At 41.2% G+C, this 22,753-nt stretch carries 29 protein-coding genes; 2 read left to right on the forward strand and 27 right to left on the reverse strand.

Annotated elements, in window-relative coordinates:
• Positions 1 to 32: 32 nt before the first annotated feature.
• The 23 genes from lysA to ID12_RS15390 all read right to left on the reverse strand — a co-directional run bounded on the left by lysA (position 33) and on the right by ID12_RS15390 (position 17,994).
• Positions 33 to 1,358, reverse strand: coding sequence for a diaminopimelate decarboxylase (lysA, locus tag ID12_RS15280; RefSeq protein WP_050827371.1), 1,326 nt, complete (start codon positions 1,356 to 1,358; stop codon positions 33 to 35).
• Positions 1,359 to 1,473: 115 nt separating this feature from the next.
• The gene (locus ID12_RS15285; RefSeq protein WP_007501043.1) at positions 1,474 to 2,946 is read right to left on the reverse strand and encodes a spore germination protein; all 1,473 of its coding nucleotides are present in this window, start codon (positions 2,944 to 2,946) and stop codon (positions 1,474 to 1,476) included.
• Positions 2,900 to 3,508, reverse strand: coding sequence for a stage V sporulation protein SpoVABEA (gene spoVAEA / locus ID12_RS15290; protein WP_017367529.1), 609 nt, complete (start codon positions 3,506 to 3,508; stop codon positions 2,900 to 2,902). Before spoVAEA ends, ID12_RS15285 begins: the two co-directional genes overlap by 47 nt.
• A gap of 6 nt (positions 3,509 to 3,514) precedes the next feature.
• Positions 3,515 to 3,865 (reverse strand): stage V sporulation protein AE, encoded by a 351-nt coding sequence (gene spoVAE / locus ID12_RS15295; protein ID WP_007501045.1) that lies wholly within the window; start codon positions 3,863 to 3,865, stop codon positions 3,515 to 3,517.
• The gene (gene spoVAD, locus ID12_RS15300) at positions 3,865 to 4,881 is read right to left on the reverse strand and encodes a stage V sporulation protein AD (protein ID WP_008344437.1); all 1,017 of its coding nucleotides are present in this window, start codon (positions 4,879 to 4,881) and stop codon (positions 3,865 to 3,867) included. The genes spoVAE and spoVAD overlap by 1 nt, the downstream gene beginning before the upstream one ends.
• 12 nt (positions 4,882 to 4,893) lie before the next feature.
• A complete protein-coding gene (gene spoVAC, locus ID12_RS15305) occupies positions 4,894 to 5,346 on the reverse strand; it encodes a stage V sporulation protein AC (RefSeq protein ID WP_008344436.1) in 453 nt (150 codons plus the stop codon).
• A 20-nt stretch (positions 5,347 to 5,366) separates the two neighbouring features.
• Positions 5,367 to 5,783, reverse strand: coding sequence for a stage V sporulation protein AB (locus tag ID12_RS15310; protein ID WP_007501049.1), 417 nt, complete (start codon positions 5,781 to 5,783; stop codon positions 5,367 to 5,369).
• Positions 5,773 to 6,393, reverse strand: coding sequence for a stage V sporulation protein AA (locus ID12_RS15315; protein ID WP_024718931.1), 621 nt, complete (start codon positions 6,391 to 6,393; stop codon positions 5,773 to 5,775). Before ID12_RS15315 ends, ID12_RS15310 begins: the two co-directional genes overlap by 11 nt.
• 114 nt (positions 6,394 to 6,507) lie before the next feature.
• Positions 6,508 to 7,275, reverse strand: a complete 768-nt coding sequence (gene sigF / locus ID12_RS15320) for an RNA polymerase sporulation sigma factor SigF (protein ID WP_007501051.1) — start codon at positions 7,273 to 7,275, stop codon at positions 6,508 to 6,510.
• Between the two features lie 12 nt (positions 7,276 to 7,287).
• Entirely contained in the window at positions 7,288 to 7,728 is a 441-nt protein-coding gene (gene spoIIAB / locus ID12_RS15325; RefSeq protein ID WP_007501052.1) for an anti-sigma F factor, read from the reverse strand.
• On the reverse strand, positions 7,725 to 8,078 hold the full coding sequence (spoIIAA, locus tag ID12_RS15330) for an anti-sigma F factor antagonist (RefSeq protein WP_008344431.1): 354 nt from the start codon (positions 8,076 to 8,078) through the stop codon (positions 7,725 to 7,727). The genes spoIIAB and spoIIAA overlap by 4 nt, the downstream gene beginning before the upstream one ends.
• A 157-nt stretch (positions 8,079 to 8,235) precedes the next feature.
• Positions 8,236 to 9,390, reverse strand: coding sequence for a D-alanyl-D-alanine carboxypeptidase family protein (locus ID12_RS15335; RefSeq protein ID WP_202986226.1), 1,155 nt, complete (start codon positions 9,388 to 9,390; stop codon positions 8,236 to 8,238).
• A gap of 159 nt (positions 9,391 to 9,549) precedes the next feature.
• A complete protein-coding gene (locus ID12_RS15340) occupies positions 9,550 to 10,362 on the reverse strand; it encodes a purine-nucleoside phosphorylase (RefSeq protein ID WP_008344425.1) in 813 nt (270 codons plus the stop codon).
• Between the two features lie 11 nt (positions 10,363 to 10,373).
• Positions 10,374 to 11,558: a phosphopentomutase gene (gene deoB, locus ID12_RS15345; RefSeq protein WP_007501056.1), complete on the reverse strand. Its 1,185-nt coding sequence runs from the start codon at positions 11,556 to 11,558 to the stop codon at positions 10,374 to 10,376.
• A gap of 153 nt (positions 11,559 to 11,711) precedes the next feature.
• Positions 11,712 to 12,602: a site-specific tyrosine recombinase XerD gene (xerD, locus tag ID12_RS15350; RefSeq protein WP_017357921.1), complete on the reverse strand. Its 891-nt coding sequence runs from the start codon at positions 12,600 to 12,602 to the stop codon at positions 11,712 to 11,714.
• A gap of 6 nt (positions 12,603 to 12,608) precedes the next feature.
• Positions 12,609 to 12,836 carry a YqzK family protein gene (locus ID12_RS15355; protein ID WP_008344420.1) on the reverse strand — a complete coding sequence of 76 codons (228 nt, stop codon included), beginning with the start codon at positions 12,834 to 12,836 and terminating at the stop codon, positions 12,609 to 12,611.
• Between the two features lie 117 nt (positions 12,837 to 12,953).
• Positions 12,954 to 13,406 carry a ferric iron uptake transcriptional regulator gene (fur, locus tag ID12_RS15360; RefSeq protein ID WP_003215577.1) on the reverse strand — a complete coding sequence of 151 codons (453 nt, stop codon included), beginning with the start codon at positions 13,404 to 13,406 and terminating at the stop codon, positions 12,954 to 12,956.
• Positions 13,407 to 13,527: 121 nt separating this feature from the next.
• A complete protein-coding gene (spoIIM, locus tag ID12_RS15365) occupies positions 13,528 to 14,172 on the reverse strand; it encodes a stage II sporulation protein M (RefSeq protein WP_008344417.1) in 645 nt (214 codons plus the stop codon).
• Between the two features lie 115 nt (positions 14,173 to 14,287).
• Entirely contained in the window at positions 14,288 to 15,418 is a 1,131-nt protein-coding gene (locus tag ID12_RS15370) for a S8 family peptidase (protein ID WP_008344415.1), read from the reverse strand.
• Between the two features lie 111 nt (positions 15,419 to 15,529).
• Positions 15,530 to 15,751 (reverse strand): hypothetical protein, encoded by a 222-nt coding sequence (locus tag ID12_RS15375; RefSeq protein WP_008344413.1) that lies wholly within the window; start codon positions 15,749 to 15,751, stop codon positions 15,530 to 15,532.
• A 68-nt stretch (positions 15,752 to 15,819) separates the two neighbouring features.
• Positions 15,820 to 16,272, reverse strand: a complete 453-nt coding sequence (locus ID12_RS15380) for a GNAT family N-acetyltransferase (RefSeq protein ID WP_050827373.1) — start codon at positions 16,270 to 16,272, stop codon at positions 15,820 to 15,822.
• Positions 16,259 to 17,440 carry a TIGR00375 family protein gene (locus tag ID12_RS15385; protein WP_050827375.1) on the reverse strand — a complete coding sequence of 394 codons (1,182 nt, stop codon included), beginning with the start codon at positions 17,438 to 17,440 and terminating at the stop codon, positions 16,259 to 16,261. The genes ID12_RS15380 and ID12_RS15385 overlap by 14 nt, the downstream gene beginning before the upstream one ends.
• Positions 17,437 to 17,994 (reverse strand): NUDIX hydrolase, encoded by a 558-nt coding sequence (locus ID12_RS15390; RefSeq protein ID WP_024718940.1) that lies wholly within the window; start codon positions 17,992 to 17,994, stop codon positions 17,437 to 17,439. The genes ID12_RS15385 and ID12_RS15390 overlap by 4 nt, the downstream gene beginning before the upstream one ends.
• Before the next feature lie 168 nt (positions 17,995 to 18,162).
• On the opposite strand from ID12_RS15390, the gene ID12_RS15395 reads away from it, so the two are divergent.
• Positions 18,163 to 19,089 (forward strand): aldo/keto reductase, encoded by a 927-nt coding sequence (locus tag ID12_RS15395; RefSeq protein ID WP_035702855.1) that lies wholly within the window; start codon positions 18,163 to 18,165, stop codon positions 19,087 to 19,089.
• A 178-nt stretch (positions 19,090 to 19,267) separates the two neighbouring features.
• Here ID12_RS15395 and ID12_RS15400 read toward each other — a convergent pair whose 3' ends face one another.
• Complete coding sequence (locus ID12_RS15400) at positions 19,268 to 19,492, reverse strand: YqkE family protein (RefSeq protein ID WP_008343840.1); 225 nt, start codon at positions 19,490 to 19,492, stop codon at positions 19,268 to 19,270.
• Positions 19,493 to 19,611: 119 nt separating this feature from the next.
• On the opposite strand from ID12_RS15400, the gene ID12_RS15405 reads away from it, so the two are divergent.
• Complete coding sequence (locus tag ID12_RS15405; RefSeq protein WP_080987801.1) at positions 19,612 to 20,541, forward strand: alpha/beta hydrolase; 930 nt, start codon at positions 19,612 to 19,614, stop codon at positions 20,539 to 20,541.
• Positions 20,542 to 20,565: 24 nt separating this feature from the next.
• On the opposite strand, the gene ID12_RS15410 is transcribed toward ID12_RS15405, so the two are convergent.
• From ID12_RS15410 to ID12_RS15420, 3 genes are all read right to left on the reverse strand, one after another.
• On the reverse strand, positions 20,566 to 21,828 hold the full coding sequence (locus tag ID12_RS15410) for a response regulator aspartate phosphatase (RefSeq protein ID WP_024718943.1): 1,263 nt from the start codon (positions 21,826 to 21,828) through the stop codon (positions 20,566 to 20,568).
• Positions 21,829 to 22,128: 300 nt separating this feature from the next.
• Entirely contained in the window at positions 22,129 to 22,368 is a 240-nt protein-coding gene (locus tag ID12_RS15415; RefSeq protein ID WP_008343836.1) for a YqkC family protein, read from the reverse strand.
• 12 nt (positions 22,369 to 22,380) lie between these two features.
• On the reverse strand, positions 22,381 to 22,707 hold the full coding sequence (locus ID12_RS15420; RefSeq protein WP_024718944.1) for an iron-sulfur cluster biosynthesis family protein: 327 nt from the start codon (positions 22,705 to 22,707) through the stop codon (positions 22,381 to 22,383).
• Positions 22,708 to 22,753: the final 46 nt, after the last annotated feature.

Genomic DNA, 22,753 nt, shown 5'->3' on the forward strand with positions numbered 1-22,753 from the left:
GAAAAAGCTGCCTGATGATCAGGCAGCTTTTTTTAAGTCGATGATTTCACTTTTGATTGATAAGGTAAATCCAATTTGACAATGTCCTCATATGTCTCACGCTCAACGACAAGCTGCGCTTCCCCATCTTCTACAAATACTACAGCCGGGCGCGGGATGCGGTTATAGTTGTTTGACATGCTGTAGCCATAAGCTCCTGTGCAAAAGACAGCTAACAAGTCTCCCTGTGATAACTCTGGCAGATCAATATCCCAAATGAGCATATCTCCACTCTCGCAGCATTTCCCTGCAATGGACACAGTTTGATCATGCGTTTGGCTCATTTTATTGGCGCTCGCTGCTTCATATTTTGCTTGATATAAAGCAGGTCGAATGTTATCACTCATTCCGCCGTCAATGGCTACATAATCGCGAATGCCAGGTACATGTTTGGATGAGCCGATCGTATAAAGAGTGGTTCCCGCATCTCCAACAAGGGAGCGGCCTGGCTCAATCCAAATTTCAGGCATCTCAAATTCATAGCGGGCTACATTTTCTTTCACCGCTTGAATAATTTTCTCCACATATTCAGTCGCAGGCAGTGGCTCATCCTCTTCTGTATAACGGATGCCAAAGCCTCCGCCTAAGTTCAGCACTGTGGAAATAAATCCAAATGATCCTCTCCATTCATCTAGCTTCAAGAAAATTTTATCTGCTGCAAGGACAAAACCAGCCGTATCAAAAATTTGTGAGCCGATATGACAATGAACACCTAAGAGCTCGATCACTTCTGATTCAAGTACTTGTTTGACTGCTTCGTCTGCTTGTCCATTATGAAGATCAAAACCGAATTTTGAATCTTCTTGACCTGTTGTAATATAGTCATGCGTATGTGCTTCAACACCCGGCGTGATGCGGAGGAGTACTTTCACCTGTTTTGACAGCTCTTGACCAAGCTGTTCAATGAGGTTGATTTCATAAAAATTATCAACAACAATACAGCCGATTCCATGCGCTAATGCCATCTTTAATTCTTCTCTGCTTTTGTTGTTACCATGGAAATGAATTTTTTCTACTGGAAACCCGGCACAAATGGCTGTGTGCAGCTCCCCGCCTGAAACGACATCAAGTGATAAGCCTTCTTCTTTTGCCAGCTGGAACATGGCAATAGAAGAAAACGCCTTACTCGCATATGCCACCTGAGCTTTTAGTTCTTCTTCAATAAATGCTTTCTGAAAGCTTTTTGCACGCTCCCGTATTAAAGCCACATCATATACATAAAGTGGTGTCCCATACGTTTCAGCTAAAGAAACGGCATCAACACCACCAATTTCTAAATGTCCGAGTTCATTTTGTCTGCAAGTGCCGTGTAAATACAATGTCATTCCCTCTTTCTCCGCCTCGGCTGAAAAAAGACAGCTGCACAAGCTGCCTTTTGCCGTTTCTCAAAGTTAAAAATACAATATCACAATCTTCAGCCACTTTCAACGAGCGTTAAGAATTTGGCGGAATTTTTGATCTGTTCTGAGGGTGAACGATGCTCGGCCTTACTTTTGAGCCAGGAACAGACGTCCGAATGAGCACTTGCCATAAAGCTTTACCATTAAAAGGAATAAACGGCCACATATAAGGCGTCTGTAAGGAACGAATGGATGTTAAATAAATAAGTAACAGCGTAAAACCGATGATCAGTCCATTCAGCTTAAAGATCGCTACTAGTGCTAATATGATCAGTCGGATGATTTTATTAGCGACACTCAGTTCATAACTTGGAGTGGTGAATGTGCCGATGGCTGCTAGCGAGACGTATAATATGACCTCTGGTGTAAATAAACCGACATCAATTGCAATTTGTCCAATTAAAACGGCCGCAATCAAGCCCATGGCAGTCGACAAGGCGGTCGGCGTATGAATCGCCGCCATTCGTAAAAACTCCACCCCAAAATCAGCAAGGAATACTTGGAGAATGACAGGGATATGAGAAGGTTTGTTAAATCCAATATAGCTTAGATTGTCTGGCAGAAGATTCGGTTCTAGAATAAAAAGAAACCAGATCGGCAAAAGAAAAGTAGAACATAAGATGCCTAAAAAACGCACCCATCTTAAAAAAGTCCCAACTGCTGGCGCCTGGCGGTATTCTTCAGCATGTTGAACGTGATGAAAAATAGTGGTTGGTGTAATGATGACACTAGGGGATGTATCCGTAATGATGATGACATGCCCTTCTAATATATGGTTAGCGGCTACATCTGGGCGCTCGGTGTATCGCACAAGCGGGAAGGGATTATATCCTTGCTTAATGATAAATTCTTCTATTGTTTTATCAGACATCGTCAGTCCGTCAACTTTGATCCCAGACACTTCTTTTTCGATAATATCAACAAGATCAGGATCAGCAATGTCTTCAATATAACAAACACAGACGTCTGCTTTAGAGCGCTCGCCTACTTTAAGCATTTTGTATCGCAGTTTTTCATCCCGCACTCTTCTGCGAATGAGTGCTGTGTTCACAATAATATTTTCAACAAAGCCGTCTCTTGCACCTCTGACAACCTTTTCTGTATCCGGTTCCTCCGGCATTCTGCCAGGGTAGCTCCTGACATCAATAATAAATGCGTAATTTTCACCTTCGACAACGACTGCCACAAGTCCAGACAGCACTTGATCCACTGCTTCATCAAGCGTTTCAACTTTTGAGACTTGCTGATTGACAAGACGGTTTTCTACCACACGTGCAAGATCATCTGATTCAGGTTCGTTGTCATTGATTTCAATCAGTTCTTTTAATAAATAGATCACATATTGTGTATCACATAATCCATTTACATAGTAAAGCTGGATTTCCTGATCATGGACATAAATTTTCCGAACGCCAAGGTCAAAGCTGAGACCCATCCCGACATTGTCTTTGAAAAAATCTTCATTTTTCTTTGGATCTCGGTACACATGCACCTTGTCTTTCTTCATGGAAACCGCTCCTTTCTAAAATTAATTCGACTGCCTTCATTGTAATGGGGGACCCTTTGCTTAGATCATCTTTCCGTCCCATCTTGCCAATATCTCCAATGCCGACAACAATCGGAAGCTGTAGTGAATCGAGACAATACACTGTATCTCCACTCATTTTGTGTGGTTCCATTTCTGGAAGTCCATGTTTGTCAACGCCGTATTCTGTCAGTTCACCTTCCCGGTCAATGGAGACATGTACCTTTGTCCATTCCGCTTGATGGGTTTTAGATGCGACTGCAATGGCGCCAATCACTTCAATTTCAGGGTGACGTGCTACGTGCTTCATGGCCGTTTCCCCTGTTCCTTCACCTGTTAGACCAGAATCATCAAACATGACAAACACTGGGTCATACGGCGTTTTCAAAATCATCTGGACCAGTTCTGGTCCTGTTCGTTTGCTCGGATTCCCTTTTGAGCTGGAAATACATCTTCCGCCGACTTTCTTTGCGACAAGCTCAATCGTTTTGGCAGCATATATATCTCCGTCTGTCACTAAAATGACTTTGCGTCTTTGCCCCATATTAGGTTATCCTTTCGGTTTAAAGATAAGTGCAATGATAAATGAAAATAAAATCGCAGCTGATATTCCAGCAGAGGTTAACTCAAAAATCCCAATTCCGATTCCAATAAATCCGTGGACATCGGCCTGATGCATCGCCCCATGAAGCAAGCTATGACCAAAGCTTACGATAGGCACGGTAGCACCCGCTCCTGCAAATTCAATAAATTTATCATAAATACCAAACCCGTCTAAAATCGTCCCCGCCACAACAAAGGTGGTCATGACATGTGCCGGTGTGAGTTTCAGTACATCAAGTAAAAGCTGGCCGATCACGCAAATCAGTCCGCCTGCAACAAAAGCAATCAAATAATCCATTAGCTTTCTCCTCCTGCACGCTCAAATACAACTCCATGCGCAATGGTTGGAATGGTCTCTTTTTGCTGAACCATCATTGGGCTGAGAAGCGCCCCGGTTGCCACAACCAATACTCTTTGCAAATTCCCTGCTTTCATTTCTTGAAAGATGTGACTGAATGTCACGACAGCTGAGCAGGCACAGCCGCTGCCTCCAGCGAATACATTTTGATCAGGTGTGTATATGATTAATCCGCAATCATCATGCTTCCGTCCAAGCTGAATGCCATCTTCTTTGAGAAGATCCTTTAAAATAGGCGATCCAATTCCAGATAGATCTCCTGTTAAGATGAGATCATAATCATCTACTGTTCTTCCTAAGTCTTCTAAATGTTGTTTGATTGTGTCTGCCGCTGCAGGCGCCATAGCCGAACCCATATCGAATGGATCTGTAATCCCAAGATCCATCACCCGTCCGACGGTGGCACTTGTAATTTGAATTTGGGAAGGTTCTTGGCTGATGACGACAGCACCGCTCCCTGTCACTGTACTTGTTGCTGTATCGGGTTTTTGCCCGCCATATTCTGTTGGATTACGAAATTGCCGCTCTGCTGTCGCGTTGTGACTGCTTGTGGCAGCAAGCGCTCTATTGGCAAAGCCACCATCTACTAGCGCTGAGGCAATGGCGACTGATTCCATAGATGTGGAGCAGGCACCAAATAAACAAAGAAACGGGATTTTGAGTTCTCTTGCCACATAGTTGGCTGTCACGTTTTGGTTCAGTAAATCTCCTGCCAGCAAAAGGTCAATATCACTTTTTTGCAAATTCGCTTTTGATAAGGCCATTGATATGGCATCATCCATGAGCTGCCTTTCAGCCATTTCCCAGTTCTTTTGATAACAGTGCATTTCATCATAAGTTTTATCAATGAGATGACCGATTGGGCCTTCTTTTTCTTTCGGTCCTGCAGCTGTTCCTTCCGCATTCACATAAAGCTTGTGTTCAAATACCCAAGATTGCTTACCTGTTAGTTTCACGTTTTATTCCTCCTACGAAAACATCTTTTCCAAGACGTATCGAATAATCCCTACGACATATGCCGAGACGACACCAAACACAATGACGTTCCCAGCCAGTTTAAACATGTTGGTCGCTACACCTAACACAAGCCCTTCACTTTTATGCTCAAGAGCCGCACTTGTCATACTGTTTGCAAATCCTGTCACCGGTACAGCTGATCCCGCTCCAGCAAACTGGCCGATTCTATCGTAAATACCAATACCAGTTAAAATAGAAGAAATTAAAATAAGGGTTGCCACCGTTGGATTCCCTGCTGTCTTTTCATTAAAATCAAAAAAGGTAATATAGAAATTTTGCAATCCCTCGCCTATTGCACAAATCAAACCGCCGACAAGAAAAGCCTTGATGCAGTTTAGTACATAAGGAGGTTTCGGCTGATACGTTTTCACTTTAGATGGATAGTTCTCTTTTAAACTTGACACTTGTTGTTCCCTCCACATTTTTAAATATAAATAAGCCAATGAAATAACGAGCCAAACACCTTCCCTAAGACGATGGCCATGAGCAGCAGCACAATTTTCCCGTCCATTCCAATTCTTTTCGTTAAGATAGGAAGTACATTTAACACTTCAGTGAGTGCGGCTGCAAGCATGCCGACAAAAATGCCAGATAAAAGACCGATCGGAAGCGCTAGCCATTTGGATAAATGCAAATGGACTTGACTTAAAGTAGCCCAGCCGCCAACGACCGCTCCACTTATCACGGCAGCCTCATATCCTTGAATGAAACGCTGCGTTTTCGTTAATTGCATTAATCTAGGGATAATACCAAGCACTGTGAGAAACGCCACAAATCCTGCCCCTACCGTTAAACCGCCGCCGAGCCCAACAAGCACCACAAAAAGCCATTTACCGATCATGAATATCTTTCAATGTTTCTTTGTTTTCATTGAGTGCGACATAATGATCAAGATCGAGCTGATATTTAAACATTTCCACTTCAAGCGGACTTGGCTCTTCGTTTAAACGCTTTTTAAACACATGATTGAAAAATAAAATCATGCCAAAACCGAGTCCAAAGCTATATGGAATTTGTAATAAATAAGGATGCTCAACCGTGTTTCCAGTAATCATCTCGTAAAGGCGGATATGAACAAGCCGCATACTAACATCCTCATGGAAATTCATGATGGCAAGGGCCGCTCCGACAAATAAGAGGAGCCATACAAACACGAATAATACGGGGGACAGCTGGCGTTTGCCTGTGTCTATTTCAACAATGGCTTCTGAGCCTCCGACTGTTTGAATGTCAATGTCAGGCCATGTTTTTTTGATCGTTTTGACCACATGCATGATATCTAACACAACGATGTGACGATCCTTTTTGCTGACATGGTATATCGGCATTTTGCTCAGCTTTTGCACAGCACTGTCATCTCCAGTGATTTGGGCGATATCCTCTAAATAAATAAGCTGATCATTACCAGTCTTAATCCGATGGCGCAGCCGAATAAAGATTTGTCCGTCCATCCAAGTCACTTCCTATACGATGGGTTAAAAATAGTATGTGGTGAAAAATGGTTCTCATACTGTAAGAACTTGATTTACCGGTAATTACCACACAAAAAAAGCCAGCCGAATTGGCTAGCTGTCTTTTTGATCCATTTGCATTTGGATTTGTTTTAAAATCTTCTTTTCAAGCCGTGAGACTTGCACTTGGGAAATTCCGAGTCTTTCTGCTACTTCTGATTGTGTTTGGTCTTTATAATACCTTAAATAGACAATCAGTTTCTCGCGCTCTTCTAATTCTTTAATCGCCTCTTTCAGCGCAATTTTATCAAACCATCTTTCTTCTGAATGATCGGCAATTTGATCGAGCAACGTAATCGGATCGCCGTCATTTTCATACACGGTTTCATGAATTGATGATGGTGAGCGGACCGCTTCTTGAGCGAGGACAACATCCTCAGGTGTGATGTCCAGATATTCAGCGATTTCCTGAACAGTCGGCATTCGTCCATGAGATTTAGACAATTCGTCCCTTGCCCGCCTAATTTTATTTCCAAGTTCCTTTAAGGACCTGCTGACTTTGACGGTTCCATCATCACGAATGAAACGCTGAATTTCACCAATGATCATTGGAACGGCATAGGTCGAAAACTTCACATCATAAGACAAATCAAATTTATCAACAGATTTCAGCAGGCCAATACAGCCTATTTGGAACAGATCATCTGGTTCATATCCTCTATTTAAAAAGCGCTGAACAACGGACCAAACAAGACGCATGTTTTTTTCTACGAGGAGGTCTCTTGCTTGTTGATCTCCGTCTTGGCTTTTTTTGATGAGCTGTTTCACTTCATCATTAGACAGCTGTGCTTTTTTTGCTTGCTTTTTTACCTCCACATCCATATGAGCAGCTCCTTAATTACAAAGCGCTTTGCTTTTTGATAGATGCTTTGTTAAGCGGATCGTTGTGCCCATTTCTGGAGATGAGTCCACCATGACATCATCCATAAAGTTCTCCATGATCGTAAAACCCATCCCGGAACGCTCTAAATCTGGTTTCGTCGTAAAAAGCGGCTGCCTTGCTTCCTCAAGATCTGAAATGCCCATGCCTTCGTCTCGAATCGTCAGATACACAATATGGTCATCCAGTGTGACGCTAATGTGCACCTTGCCGTCTGGATTCCCGTCATACCCGTGAATGATCGAGTTCGTGACCGCCTCTGATACGACTGTTTTGATTTCTGTTAGCTCATCTAATGTTGGATCGAGCTGAGCGATGAATGCTGCCACCGTTACTCTTGCAAAAGATTCGTTTTGACTTAAAGCAGAAAAAGTCAAATTCATTTCATTTGTCATGATGCCACCCCCAATGTTTGTAGCGCAGTTTGCTCTGAAGGCTCCATACGAATAATTTTAAACAAGCCGGACATATCAAATAAACGGTTCACCGCCGGCGAGATCGCACAGACGACCATTTCACCGCCAAGCTGTTTAATTTCTTTGTATCTTCCTAAAATCACTCCGAGGCCAGAGCTGTCCATAAACGATAAATCAGCTAAATTCAGCACGATGTGGCGAATGTCCTCTGTTTCCAAATAATTCGTCACCTTTTGTCTCAATGTCTCTGCGGAGTGATGATCAAGCTCCCCTGTCAACCGAATGCAAAGTACGCTCTCTTTTATTTGAAAATCAATACCAAGGCTCATCTTTTCTTCCTCCTTGCTCTATTTTCGGATAAAGAATGTTTCTCTTTCTTCACATGCAAATCCTTCACCATGACAAAACTAGTGATCATTCGTCACATTTAGATGTTCTTTTCGTTCATAGCAAAAAAGACTGCCAGTTGCAGCAGTCTTTCACCTTTTACTTCCATTTAACAAATTCGGCCATAGCCCGTTTGAAGAACGTCCAAACACCGGCTTTTTCCATATCTTCTTTCGCTTCAACAGGACTTTCATGAAGCACTTTTCCATCTTTTTTCAAGATGATGGTGCCAAGTTTCGTTCCTTTTGAAAATGGGGCTGTGACATCTTGAGTTAATTTAATTTCTTTTTTGATCTGATCGACATTTTCGCCTTTTTTCGTTAGAAGAGAAATCGGTTCAGACGTGACAAGCTGAATTTTTTTCTTTTTCCCTTTGCTCACTTTGATCTCTGCTACGTCTTGACCACGCTTGTACAGAGGATGCGTTGTATATTGACTAAAAGCGTAATCCAGCATTTTGACGACTTGGGCGTTTCTGTCTTTTGGTGTACTTGCGCCGAATACAACAGCAATGACGCGCATATTCCCTTTTTTAGCGGATGCAGTTAGACAGTATTTCGCCTCGCCTGTAAACCCTGTTTTCACCCCATCCACACCTGGATAAAATTTAATGAGACGGTTTGTATTCACAAGCCAGAATTTTTTATCCGTGTTCTGACGAAGATAGTCTTCGTATACACCTGTGAACTTGGTGATCTCTTCATATTTCAACAGCTCTTTTGCCATTTTTGCCATATCATGAGCCGTGCTGTAATGATCTTTTTCAGGAAGTCCTGTTGGATTTTGAAAGACCGTTGAGGTGAGTCCAAGCTCTTTTGCCTTTTTGTTCATTTGCTCAACAAACTGTTCTTCAGATCCAGCAATATGTTCTGCCATGGCAACTGAAGCATCGTTTCCTGACGCAATCGCAATGCCTTTTAGCATGTCTTTAACCGTCATTTCTTCTCCCGGTTCAAGGAAAATTTGTGAGCCTCCCATAGATGCTGCATGATCGCTCGTTCTTACTTTATCAGTCATTTTTAATTTTCCTTGATCCATCGCTTCCATGATGAGAAGCATCGTCATGATTTTGGTCATACTTGCAGGGGCAAGCTTTTCATCACTGTTTTTGTTGTAAAGCACTTTTCCCGTGTCACGTTCCATTAAAATCGCTGATTTGGCTTCATGCGCCAATTCTGATGTTTGTTTTTCTCCTGGCTTTTCAATCTTTTCTTTTGCCATCGCTGATGGTGGAACCATTGAGATAAGGATCATTAAAGTAAACAATGCACATATATGACGTTTCAAGTGGCAGACCTCCATTATCGTAATCCTTTCTATTTTTTCCTCATAAAGGCTGTTTTATTCAGAGATCGTTTGATTGCCATAAAAAAAAGCCCTCTGTTTCATGAACAGAAGGCTTTTTCACACGATCTATGAGAGTTGTTTGACAACATCTTTCACTAAATCAAGGAAACTTGCTTTCACTTTTTCCGTCACTTCGATCACTTCATCATGAGAAAGCGGCTGATCTAAAATACCTGAAGCCGCATTAGAGATGCATGAAATACCAAGTACTTTTATGCCTGCATGACGTGCCACAATCACTTCTGGCACAGTCGACATACCGACTGCATCAGCGCCAAGCGTTCTGAGGAAACGAACCTCTGCCGGTGTTTCATATGAAGGCCCTGTCATTCCTGCATAAACCCCTTGCTGCACAGATATGCCTAAATGTTTAGCCGTTTTCTCTGCAAGTGCCAGCAAATCTTTATCATACGGTGCAGACATATCAGGGAAACGAACCCCTTGACTGTCGTTTGGTCCAATTAACGGATTGGTTCCCATCATATTGATATGATCTGTAATCAGCATGAGATCGCCAGGATGGAAGGATGTATTCACACCACCCGCTGCATTTGTCACAATACATGTCTCAATGCCGATTTCTTTCATCACACGGACAGGAAATGTCACCTGCTTCATATCATACCCTTCATAGTAATGGAAACGTCCTTGCATGGCACAAACGACCGTGCCTTTCAGCGTTCCAATGACGAGCTGGCCTGCATGCCCTTCTACTGTTGAAACAGGGAATCCAGGAATATCTTCATATTTCAATTTGATTGGATTTTCAATCTCATCGGCTAAAATGCCAAGACCTGAACCTAAAATCAATCCAACTGTTGGTACATATGTCGATGCTTGTTTAATATATGCCGCCGCTTCTGAAAACTGTGCTCCCACGTGATTTCCCCCTATTTGAGTTTAGATAAAAAGCTTGTGCCGTATTTTGGCATCGTTGTCTTGAAATTGTCTGCGACCGTTGCCCCAAGATCAGCAAATGTTTTCGCTGTTGGCAGCTCATTCGCTTCTTGATGCTTTTTGCTGTAAGCAATAAGCGGAACGTATTCTCTTGTATGATCTGTTCCGTGATGAACCGGGTCATTTCCGTGATCTGCTGTGATCACAAGCAGATCATCCTCTTTTAATAGATCAAACACTTCAGGTAGACGTGCGTCAAATTCCTCTAGTGCCTTACCGTAGCCTTCTGGATCTCTTCTATGTCCGAAAAGCGCATCAAAGTCGACAAGATTTAAGAAGCTCAGCCCAGTAAAGTCTGTCTTCAGCGTCTCCACTAGCTTGTCCATTCCATCCATGTTGGATTTCGTTCTGAGTGAAGAGGTGATTCCTTCACCATCATAAATATCAGAGATTTTTCCGATCGCAATGACATCAAGTCCATCATCTTTCAATTCATTCATGACGGTACGGTCGAATGGTTTTAATGCATAGTCATGACGATTTGGTGTTCTAACAAATGCCCCCGGCTCCCCGACAAATGGACGAGCGATGATGCGCCCTACCATATATTTTTCATCTAAAGTCAGTTCACGTGCGATTTCGCAAATGCGGTAAAGTTCGTCTAATGGCACAACTTCTTCGTGTGCAGCAATTTGCAGCACAGAATCTGCTGAAGTATAAACGATTAAATCGCCTGTTTTCATGTGCTCTTCGCCAAGCTCATCCAGAATTTCTGTACCAGACGCTGGTTTATTTCCAATGATGCCGCGCCCTGTTTTTTCTTTTAATTCATTTAACAGTTCATCTGGAAAGCCGTCTGGAAAGACTTTAAATGGTGTGTCGATGTAAAGACCCATGATTTCCCAATGCCCTGTCATTGTGTCTTTCCCGTTGGATGCTTCTTGCATTTTTCCATAATACGCAAGCGGTTTTTCGTCCGCTGGAATTCCTTTAATTTCTTTAATATGACTTAGCCCAAGCTTCGCCATATTCGGCATATGAAGCCCGTTCATTTTTTCAGCAATATGTCCAAGTGTATCTGCACCTACATCATTAAAATCAGCAGCATCAGGTGCTTCCCCGATTCCTACTGAATCCATCACAATGAGGAAAATACGTTTATACTGATAATCAGGCATAAAAAAGCGCCTCCTTCAATATTCTTGTCCTTTCACCTTTCACAACTGGAGAGGTCAGACATCTCAAGTATAAACCGTTTTCAAGTCAATTGACAACCATAAACGGTCCAAACATAAAAAAGCATGATACACGTTCACCGTGCCATGCTTTACTTATGCCCTTGGATGGAATTTGTGATACACGTCTTTTAATCTTGTTTTTGTGACATGTGTGTAAATTTGTGTAGTAGAAATATCGGCATGTCCGAGCATTTCCTGTACGGCTCTAAGATCCGCACCGTTTTCAAGCAAATGTGTCGCAAATGAATGTCTGAGCGTATGAGGCGTCAATTCTTTTTGAATACCTGCTTCTATGGCTCGTTTCTTTAAGTTCTTCCAAAAGCCCTGCCGCGACATTTTTTTTCCGTGATGATTCAGAAATAAGGCATCGGCCGGCTGTTTTTTGAGCAGCTTGTTTCTGCCTTTTTCTATATACACTTCAATCGCACTTGTAGCAGCTTCACCAATAGGCACGATCCGCTCTTTTCTTCCTTTTCCAAAACAGCGTATAAACCCCATGGTCAGATGCACATCCGCAAGAGTCAGATCAAGCATTTCACTTACGCGAATACCTGTTGCATATAAAAGTTCGAGCATGGCTTTGTCACGGTAGTCAAATGGTGTTTGCTGCTTAGGTGTATCGAGCAGCTTTTCTACCTCATCTAATGATAGAACTTTCGGTAATTTCCGCTCTGTTTTTTGTGATTCAATGTTCCATGACGGGTCATCTGTTGTCACTTTTTCACGGAGCAAAAATTGATGAAAGGAGCGTATCGATGATAGATGACGGACGGACGTTTTACTCGATTTCCCCTCGTCTTTTAACTGTTTTAAATAATGAATAATATGAAGGCGTGTGACGTCTTTTACATCTGTCAATTGTTCATGCGTCATTAAAAAAGACAAATAGCTCTGTAAATCTCTTTTATAAGAGACAATGGTATTTTCAGAGAGTCCTCTCTCTACTGTCATAAAATGAATAAAGTCGGATAATTGATCCTTCAATGGTTTCTACTCCCCGTTTTGATAAAAATAAATCAATCGATCCTGCCAGCTGTCTTGTTTCGGCTGATCCATTTCCATCACTTTTATCGCTGCACCTTCTGGTTTATCATAACGATGATAGCTTTCATATTCTGAATTTATCCATATCATAGCATAATAGAACAGGACGGTAAAACCAGTGAACAAGATAAATACTTTCATTACTTCACCTGTTGTTTTGAGCCATTTTCGCATGTTCTTCATGTCCTTTCTCGTGTTCTCATTACTTCAGCATATGCCAGGTGGGACAAGGAATATACAGCGAACATGCAAAAAACCTTTTCATTTTGAATGAAAAGGTTCCAATTCGGATTATTTGCCGGATTCATCATCATGACACCGGTGGCAAATACCATGGAATGTCAATCTATGATCCTTAATTTTAAATTTCCAGTCGCGTTCAATAATCTCTTCAACATCTTCTAATAAATCATCTTCTATCTCATCGACTGTACCGCATTCCATGCAGACAAGATGGTGATGGAAGTGAGCGGCTCCTTCTTTGCGAAGATCATATCGCGAAACGCCGTCTCCAAAGTTAATTTTATCAACAACTTTCAGTTCAGTAAGCAATTCTAACGTCCGATAAACAGTAGCAAGACCAATTTCAGGAGACTTCTCTTTTACGAGGAGGTATACATCTTCTGCACTTAAATGGTCTTCTTCATTCTCAAGCAGTACTCTTACTGTTGCTTCACGCTGTGGCGTGAGCTTATAGCTGGAAGAATGAAGCTGTTTCTTAATTCGATCAATCCGATTTTCCATTGACTTTCCCTCCTACGCCACATTACTTGATCATTATATCAAATGATGTGCAGAGAGCCAACTATAATCATTTTAAATTGATAAATAAATTGATTATTATTTAATAACGATTATAAAATCATCAAAACAGAACACCTGCCAGCTTTTTCATCAGCATGAATGATAAGTATGATTCAAAAAAGGACGAAAGAGCAGCGAGGGTTAAAATCATCAGTAGAACAGAAGCATACCGGCCAAACCAATGGATTGGCGCTTGACTGATGGTTTTTTTCATAAAAAGCTGACCAATTAAACGAATGGAGAACGCAATCGCACAAGTTCCGATCACTAAATACGCTGGAATGAGCAAGATATTTTGAGGAAGCACCGAGACAAAAGATAGAAAAAAACCGCTAAGCCCCATTTGATTGACCAAAAAACCGACAGTAAACCCAACTACAATCCCTTTTAAAAAAATCATAAGAAAAATAAGCGGCAGGCCAATGATGGAAATTCCGAGTATCCACATGAGGCCCAAATATTTCATATGATGTAAAAAGCTTTGCAAAAACATTTCTTTTGATTCTGCTGCTTTCTCATTCGTCAGTTGACCAAAAAATTGATTTAAATAGTAGAATAAATCCTCTTTCTGACTCATTGTCATACTATTGACGATAATGGCTCCAAAAATGACGCCCATTAAAAATAGTACAGAAACAAACAAATAAATCGATACATGATCTTTCACGTGCTGAAGAAGATGTTCTTTCCAAGACTTTTTCCGCATGCGCCTTCCTCCCAAATAGTAAAGGTTACTAGATTCTATGAGAGAGCAGACGAAACATGACAGTTTTATAAAAAGAAAAACGAGAAAGCAGCTGTACACCGCTCTCTCGTTTCCTTTATCGTGCAGCTTTTTGTACGTTCACAAGCCCAGCGCCATAATAAAAAGGTTCGCCAAGTTTTGTTGCCGTTTTTGTCAGCCTTTCACGCAATTCATCATTTGTCAGATTCGGATGTTTTGATAGAATGACTGCCGCAGCACCAGCTACATGAGGTGATGCCATAGACGTTCCACTCTTATATCCATATTCGTTATGAGGAATGGTACTTAATGTTGAAACACCTGGTGCTGATACTTCCACTTCTTCCCCAACAGAGGAATCAAAGGCTCTTTGCTTTCGTTGATCCACAGATGCGACTGCCATGACAGAGCTGTATTTGGCCGGGTAATCTATCGTATTAAGTGACCCGTAGCTCCCAGCATTTCCTGCAGATGCGACAATGAGAATCCCGTTGTCATAAGCTCGATCTACCGCTTCTTTCAGCGCCTCCGATTCACTTGCTCCCCCCATACTAATATTGATAACATCCATCTCATTCTCAATCGCCCATTCAATGCCTTTAATGATCCAGCTATAGTAGCCGTCACCATTTTCATCTGCCACTTTCACCGCATAGATCGAAGCTTTTGGTGCCACACCAACGACGCCTACTTTATTATCTAATGCTGCGATCGTGCCTGCAACGTGAGTTCCGTGTTCATGCGGGTCAACGAGCGGATCGGACTCTGTTGGAACAAAGCTGACACCACCAGTTACATGTAAATCTTCATGCTTGCCGTCGATTCCACTGTCAAGAACAGCTACTTTGACATTCTGTCCGGCATATCCTCGTTTATGTACCTTTTGTGCTTTGATGCTTTTGATGCCATAAGGAACGCTTTGACCGCTTGTTTTTGCTTTTTGGTCTTCCTCAATAAAAGTAACTTCTTTTGCTTGATGTAGTTTTTCTTTTGATGCTTCGTTCAACGAAACTTTCATCATATCTATTTTCTCTATTGATTCTTTCACATGACCGCCGGCTTTTTCAACAAGCTGTTTTTGTGTTTTGTCTTGAACGGAAGAAGAAAAACCGATCATATACTCTTTTTTTGCTTGATCCTTTGCAGATACATCTGATGCGCCGAATGTCATCGATGCCAGTAGCATACTTGCCATACAAAGCCCTGCTCCAAATGATTTGACCTTCACGATACCCACTCTCCCTTTCATTTCTTTTTGTCATTTAACTACATTTTTAGACAAAAAGAAACGACCGTTTGTCCTATTTTTTAAAATTTTTCCAATTATTTGATCTACTTGTCACAAAAAAGCAAAATAAAAATGCTTATGATCCTGTTCATAGCGATCATAAGCATTCCTACCTTTATGTTTTTTCATCATATGCTGCAAGGCTTCTTGTTTTGTTTTTGTCTTTCTTTCGTGTGTACTAAAATGCGGCATATTTCCTCTCGATTGTTCTGGATTTCGGCTGTGCTGCCTTTGAAGGTGTTCTCTCTTTTTCTTTGCTTTGCTTTTTCCCATTTCGCAAAACCCCTTTCGTTGTCGTTATGATACATGAACGCATCTAAAAAAGATAGACGTATACACGCCTATCTTTCTTTTCTCACCATATCAAGATGCGGAATTCCATCCTCATCATAACAATCTGAGACAGCTTCGAAGCCAAACGATTCGTAGAACGATTTCAAATAAGCCTGTGCTTGGATTTTAATCTTTGTTTCGCCTAATACACTGAGCTTTTTTATCGCCTGATCGAGCAGGATCTTCCCGTAACCTTTTTTCCGGCCGGCCTTCGTCACAAGGACACGACCAATGGACGCCTCTTTGTACATGAGCCCGCTTTGGAAAATGCGGCAATAAGCGACAATCGTGCCGTTCTCTTTGGCGATTACATGCAGCGCCTCTTGATCACGATGATCAATTTCAGGATAAGGACATGTTTGTTCTACAACAAACACATTCACTCTTTCCATTAAAATCAGGTAAAGGTCCTCTTTAGACAGTTGTTCAAATGTGTGACATGTCCATTTAAGTTGATTCATGATTGATATCCACCTTACCGTAGACTCCGCCTCCGCCAGCGATCAGTCCAACTTCACCTCTTCTTGCTTTGATGATGTAATCGGCTGTTTTCTCAGGCAGGACCGCTTTTAATTCTTGTTCTGTTGCTTGATGAAGAATATTCATCTCTGTATGAAAGACAGCTTTTAACTTTTCTAACGTTTTGGCTCCAACACCCGGAATAAAATGAAGGGGAAGCTGGTGAACATAAGGAGGCCTTATTCCTTTGTCACTTTCTTGGTCAGCAAGCTCCTTTAACCGCTCACTCACCCCTTTTGTCATTCGGGTATGGCCGCATGCTTGGCACTTTTCTTGATCCTGACTGTCAGGTCTTACCCCGCATTTCTCACAGGTCGTATGATAATACTTTCCGAGCCGCGGAGCGAGCCCATAATTTCCAGTGATATTTCTGCCATCTTTACCTTGAAGCGCTAGCTCAAATTCAGCAAAGGAGGCATGATCCATTCGGATCTTAGTATATTCCCGCGCAATTTTCCCTAAAGAATGGGCATCTGAATTTGTTAAAAAAGGATAACGGTTTAGCTCACTTAGCTGGGAGGCCATAGACGTATCACAGCTAAGGCCAAGCTCAACAGCATCAATGAGTTCTGGATCGAATACTTCGGTTAAAGAAGTATTAACCCCTTTGCCGTATAAACTTTTATGCGGCGTAAAAATATGGGCAGGAATAAATAATCCCCCTAGTTCCTTCACCTTATGCTGAAGCGTTCTTCCATCCACATATAAACGCTGTGAACTCAAATGCACATTTTTCATATGAAGAGAAAGCCATGCGGAAAACTCAGACATTTTACGAAGCGTGGGCATAAAGGCAAGCACATGAATCGGACCTTTTGATTGGTCATCATTGATTTCTAGCTCACTGCCTAAAAGCAAAACGGTCTTTCCAAATGATAAACCGCCATCGCTTAGTTCAGTGTATATGCCTTCCTCTACACCTTCTATCAATTCTTCTAGGACTTCAGGAGATTGCGCATCAATCACACCAATCATCCCCATCCCTTTACTTTGAGACGCTTCAATGAGAATCTGGTCAATGGTCAGTGACCTTGCACCTGTAATTTTGACAGCCCTGCCTGTTCTTGTTCGACCAATATGAATATGGATATCTGCAAAGAATTCCCTCATTTTGTAGACTTAAGTACCTCTTGCAATTGTAAGTATTGAATGGCATAGGCTGTTTTCGCATCATAAATATGTTGTTTTTCGATGAGGTGCAGTGCTTCTTCTAGTGAAACTTCCATCACTTCGACAAATTCATCCTCATCCAGCTCTCGTTTCTCTTCAAGTGGGACGAGCTGATCGGCAAGGTAGATATGAACAATTTCATCCGCAAACCCTGGTGATGTATAAAAGGCGGTCAGCTTTTGGAGCGCCTGAGTTGTATAACCTGTTTCTTCTTCTAATTCTCTCAGTGCTGTATGTGCCGGCTCTTCTCCTTTTTCTAATTTTCCAGCCGGAATCTCAACGATGGCTCTCTCCAGTGCTTTACGGTATTGCTTGACCAAAATGATTTTATTTTCGTCTGTACGTGCAATGACTGCTACTGCACCTGGATGTTTAATGATTTCGCGTTTGCCTGGTTTTCCGTTCGGCAATTCTACATCTTCAAGAACCAAGTCAATGATTTTTCCGTTATATAATGTTTTTGACGATAATGTTTTTTCTTCAAAGTCCTTCAATTTTGTCAGCTCCTCGTTCTACTTTCACTTTTTACTTCATTCATTTTAACATAGATGTTTTAGGAGAAGCCAAAATGCGGATGCCTGCTTCAATGCGCCTTTTGAAATCACCTAGCTTGAATTCCAGAATTGTTTCACTTAATGTGAAAGGATAGGAGTGTGATTGAATTGAAAAAAAGACGAATTGGCACCTCTGATCTCTTGGTTAGTGAGGCGGCACTAGGATGTATGTCCCTTGGGACTGAAAAAGAAAAAGCGCTCTCTTTATTAGATGAAGCCATTGATCTTGGGATTAACTATTTGGATACAGCTGATTTATATGATTTTGGAACAAATGAGGAAATCGTCGGGGAAGCCATTAAGAACAGACGCCAAGATCTGATTTTGGCCACAAAAGGTGGCAACCGCTTTGAAAATGGCAAACCTGGCTGGGAATGGGATCCTTCAAAAGCATATATAAAAGAGGCAGTGAAACAAAGCCTGAAACGACTTCAAACAGATTATATTGATTTATATCAATTGCATGGCGGCACAATTGACGATCCAATTGACGAAACAATCGAGGCATTTGAAGAATTGGTTGAAGAAGGTGTCATTCGCTATTACGGCATATCGTCGATCCGTCCAAATGTCATTAAAGAATACGCCAAAAAATCAAACATCGTGAGTGTGATGATGCAATATAGTTTACTCGACCGCCGCCCAGAAGAATGGTTTTCTCTTCTTGAAGAACAAAGCATTAGTGTCGTGGCAAGAGGTCCTTTAGCAAAAGGATTATTAACAGAAAAACCCCTTTCGCAAGCAAGTGCGGCGATTCAAAAGAACGGGTATCTTGACTATTCATTTGAAGAGCTCCAGCAAATCATCCCTTCGTTAAAGAAAGTCGCTTATGACCTATCACTGACAGAGCTGTCCATTCAATACTTGCTCAAGCATTCTGCAGTCAGCTCTGTTGTTTTTGGCGCAAGCTCGGTGAAACAGTTAAAAGAAAATGTGGCAGCGGCAAATGCACGTTCATTAAGCGACCAAGAAGTAAAAGCTTTGTCATATTTCACAAAACAGTCTGTGTATGAGACGCATCGTTTGAATCAATAGAAGACAAATGGAAGAACAGCTTGCCACTTATGTTTTGTTTTAATGTACAACCCTATTGATGGTGCGATTCTGAAATGAAGTGATACGAGGGAGTTAGACGTGTTTTCTCTCAGGCTCATGTAGTATGTATTCATCTCAATAATATAACATAAAAAAGGGAGCATCGTAGCTCCCTTTTTTAACTTTTATACTTTCTCCAGTCTAAATGACTTTCATCTAGCAGCTCTGAGAAGCTTTTATTTTTTTCTTTTTCTTTCTGTTGCCGAAGGAGGTCTTGTCGTTTTTGTTCTTCTCTTTTTTCTGTCTCAGCGGCCAGGTTCTGCTTCATTTGAAGGAGCTGCTGTTTCACATCATCCTTTATGCCGTCCTTTAGCTTTGCTTGATCTTGATTGGTCTTTTTCACTTTGCCTCTCTCCTTTTGCTTTAGTGTATCATCCGTTTTATTTGCTCAGCAAGAGTCACGCCAAACTCCCAACATGTGGTATGATCTTCATAGAAACCCTTCGGAAAGGAAGAATCAGCTTGAAGAAGAAATGGCTCGCTATACTCGCCTTGATATTATTTCCACTCGCTGCAATCGGCATTTTTTTTACCAATAAAATGATGTATATACGAAAATTAACGGATGAAGAGCTCATCAAACGAGAATCAGATGAAGGGCACTATCATCACGAGGAGTTTCAACAGCTGCAAAAAGAGAAAGTTTGTATTCCTTCAGCATTTGGTTACGATCTTCATGGCTATTTTGTACCGCTCCCTCATACAACACGCACCATCGTTCTTTGTCACGGGGTTACCGTCAGTTTGATCAATTCCGTGAAGTATATGAAATTATTCCAAAAGCTTGGATGGAATGTGCTGCTTTATGATCATAGAAGACATGGGATGAGCGGCGGAAAAACAACGAGCTATGGATATTATGAAAAAGAAGATTTGGCTCAAGTCGTCAAGTGGCTGAGAAAAAAGCTTGGGGAAAAAGCAATCATTGGGATACACGGAGAATCGATGGGCGCAGTCACAACTTTATTATATGCTGCAAAACCGGATGCAAACGCCAATTTTTACATCGCTGATTGTCCTTTTGCTTCTTTTGAGGATCAGCTTCTGTATCGATTAAAAACAGATTTTCGTCTTTCAGGACAGTGGATTCTTCCACTAAGTGATCAAGTGTTGAAATGGCGGGACGGATACAGCATTCGACAAGTTTCTCCACTTGATGTAATCGACCAGGTGAAAGAACCTATCCTTTTTATTCATAGCCTCCATGATGACTATATCCCTTGTGAGCAAAGCGAGCAGTTATACGCACGCAAAAAGGGTGATAAACGGCTATTTATTGCGCCACATGGTGCGCATGCGATGTCTTATAGTGACAATAAGGAAGTCTATGAACAAGAGATCGAAGCATTTCTGGAAGCATTTCAATTCAATCAAAATGAAAGAGGAGAATGAACAGCCGTTCGTCTCCTCTTTTTGCTAACTTATACGATAGTCACCACTGTTGTATGGTGTCTGCCCGCCAGCTCCATATGGCTCTCTTCCGATTGCTGCTGACTCATGACCGATAACCCTGCAGTTGCTGCCAATAAAAGAACTATCAAACTCATTTTCATATAAATGACCTCCATTTTGAATTTTTGATATGGCTTGAATTTTCCTTTCGTAATACCGGGTAGAAACTTCAAATAATCCAAGCTCATTATAATAATGAGCCGCATCAAGTGCCAGTTCCTCAATATCTGGGTATAAGCGCTTGTCCTCCAACAAATCTAATGTATCGTCTATGATTTTTATTTCTGCATCAACGTATAATGCTTTTAAAAACTGAAACTTGCAGATGTAAATTTCATCTTCTAATTCACAGGCTTTCATAATACCTTGTTGATAGAGGGTTAACGACTCTTCTATTTGTTTTTGTTTAAACAGGATTTGGGTCAGCATAAATAGTGGGTCTAGAGAGCGATTTAGATGGGTTAAATTCTCCTTTTCAAACACTTCAAGAGAGTCTTTGAGATAGCGACTTGCTGTAGCAAGATCGTTCATTTGGTAATAGCAGTTACCTAAGTTGAAAAGGGCCGAACCTATGACTCGAGGGTTTCCAATTGAGCGTGCTCGCTTTAGAGCATTTTTAAAGTAGGGCAATGCATGTTCATAGCATTTCAAATCATCATAGTTTGCACCGATGACAAATTCACAGTGGATGATTCTCAGCGTGTACGTTCTGTAGGCAGAGTACGTATCTAACGCTTGCAAAGCATAGTGCATCGAAAAGTGGGTTTGTTTCATGTGGTAGTATATTTCTGCTAATTTAAAATAAAATTCTGCTCTTTCTATATCATCTGATATGAGATTGAGCTTTTTTTCTGCGGAACGGTAATAAGCAATGGCACTCAAATAGTTTCTCTGTTCAAATTCAAACATTCCTGTAAAAAAATGAACATAGTATTCAAGCATATCTGTTAATTTGGTCTGCGAATGTTCAATTGTTTCTAGAAGCTTCTTAATCTCCTCATCATTTGAGGCTTTTTTTGCCGGTTCAAAATATTCAAGCATGACCTTATGTCGAAAATCCATTAGCTGGTAAAAAAGCAGCAAGTTCTGATCTTGCTCCATCTCAAGGATTTCCTGCTCGATCTCGGCCTTTAGCTTCTCTGCTTTCATGACATGAAATCCGCAAATCTGCCTATACCATTCGTTTATTTTGATTCCAACCTGAGGCGATGACAGCTTGAGCTTCAATTCACCTTAGCACCTCCCTCCTCATGTACGATACATGTTGTATTCTATCATATTTCCTCGAATGGAAGAAATATGAAATGTCGTTTTTCGTAAAGTTTTCGGTATCCCGCAATAACCGCTTCCATTGCCGATTTTTCGGCATTAACAGTCTCTATTTTTCTCTTTCTACTTTTCTCATTTTGTCGAAATGTTTGTTAAAAATGACTTTTTATCGTTGAAAAATCTCATTTTTCAAATTAGACAGTTCTTCTGTTTGATGAGATGATGATGGCACAAAAAAAGCCCTCTTCAGCAAAGGGCTTATAACACATCTGTTACGTGTTCCATATTCTCTTTTATCCAACTGACTGCTAATTCAAGCGTTGGAAATTCTTCCGTTTCAAATGTGACTTCATCTTGGAGAAGCCAGACGTCCTTTTTTACTGAATCCATTCCACCGATTGACCAGTGCAAAAGGCTATATGGATGATTATTATTTAAAAACGACACCCACGTTTTATTTTGTGCCGTATTTTGTATCACTTTCAGCTTTTGATCCACTACGTTTCCACCTTACTTTACAAGTATACCCATTCTCGGGCTGAGTATTTGTTGAGGACTTTTCAACATAAGTGTATTGGCTTTTTCATTAAAATCAATCGTCATTTCCTCGTCAAAAAACACCTTTTGTGCTGTGTGTATATATAGTTTTAAATGTTGGCTATTTTTAAGTGGTTCCCATTCACCTGTTCTTTCACTTGTTAACCAAAGCATTGGTACGCCACTCACTGCACAGCCACAACCTTCTGAATCGTAGCGAAGCAGTAACTCCTTCGTCTCGTTTCCTGTTTGCTGTTTTTCTATATATGTTTTAGCCAGTTCTGTGATGTGAATATACATGGCGAACATCCTTTTTAAATTGATGCTTACATTGTAACACATAAAA

The organism is Bacillus altitudinis (assembly GCF_001191605.1).
Lineage (GTDB): Bacteria > Bacillota > Bacilli > Bacillales > Bacillaceae > Bacillus > Bacillus altitudinis.

What these genes read in the sequence shown, in the direction of transcription:
- ID12_RS15285 (WP_007501043.1), bottom strand. Translation starts at nt 2,946, where the DNA reads ATGAAGAAAGACAAGGTGCATGTGTACCGAGATCCAAAGAAAAATGAA.
- spoVAEA (WP_017367529.1), bottom strand. Translation starts at nt 3,508, where the DNA reads ATGGGGCAAAGACGCAAAGTCATTTTAGTGACAGACGGAGATATATAT.
- spoVAE (WP_007501045.1), bottom strand. Translation starts at nt 3,865, where the DNA reads ATGGATTATTTGATTGCTTTTGTTGCAGGCGGACTGATTTGCGTGATC.
- ID12_RS15310 (WP_007501049.1), bottom strand. Translation starts at nt 5,783, where the DNA reads ATGATCGGTAAATGGCTTTTTGTGGTGCTTGTTGGGCTCGGCGGCGGT.
- ID12_RS15315 (WP_024718931.1), bottom strand. Translation starts at nt 6,393, where the DNA reads ATGGACGGACAAATCTTTATTCGGCTGCGCCATCGGATTAAGACTGGT.
- sigF (WP_007501051.1), bottom strand. Translation starts at nt 7,275, where the DNA reads ATGGATGTGGAGGTAAAAAAGCAAGCAAAAAAAGCACAGCTGTCTAAT.
- spoIIAB (WP_007501052.1), bottom strand. Translation starts at nt 7,728, where the DNA reads ATGACAAATGAAATGAATTTGACTTTTTCTGCTTTAAGTCAAAACGAA.
- spoIIAA (WP_008344431.1), bottom strand. Translation starts at nt 8,078, where the DNA reads ATGAGCCTTGGTATTGATTTTCAAATAAAAGAGAGCGTACTTTGCATT.
- ID12_RS15335 (WP_202986226.1), bottom strand. Translation starts at nt 9,390, where the DNA reads ATGATCCTTATCTCAATGGTTCCACCATCAGCGATGGCAAAAGAAAAG.
- deoB (WP_007501056.1), bottom strand. Translation starts at nt 11,558, where the DNA reads ATGCCTGATTATCAGTATAAACGTATTTTCCTCATTGTGATGGATTCA.
- ID12_RS15355 (WP_008344420.1), bottom strand. Translation starts at nt 12,836, where the DNA reads ATGCGAAAATGGCTCAAAACAACAGGTGAAGTAATGAAAGTATTTATC.
- fur (WP_003215577.1), bottom strand. Translation starts at nt 13,406, where the DNA reads ATGGAAAATCGGATTGATCGAATTAAGAAACAGCTTCATTCTTCCAGC.
- spoIIM (WP_008344417.1), bottom strand. Translation starts at nt 14,172, where the DNA reads ATGCGGAAAAAGTCTTGGAAAGAACATCTTCTTCAGCACGTGAAAGAT.
- ID12_RS15375 (WP_008344413.1), bottom strand. Translation starts at nt 15,751, where the DNA reads ATGGGAAAAAGCAAAGCAAAGAAAAAGAGAGAACACCTTCAAAGGCAG.
- ID12_RS15380 (WP_050827373.1), bottom strand. Translation starts at nt 16,272, where the DNA reads ATGAATCAACTTAAATGGACATGTCACACATTTGAACAACTGTCTAAA.
- ID12_RS15385 (WP_050827375.1), bottom strand. Translation starts at nt 17,440, where the DNA reads ATGAGGGAATTCTTTGCAGATATCCATATTCATATTGGTCGAACAAGA.
- ID12_RS15420 (WP_024718944.1), bottom strand. Translation starts at nt 22,707, where the DNA reads ATGTATATTCACATCACAGAACTGGCTAAAACATATATAGAAAAACAG.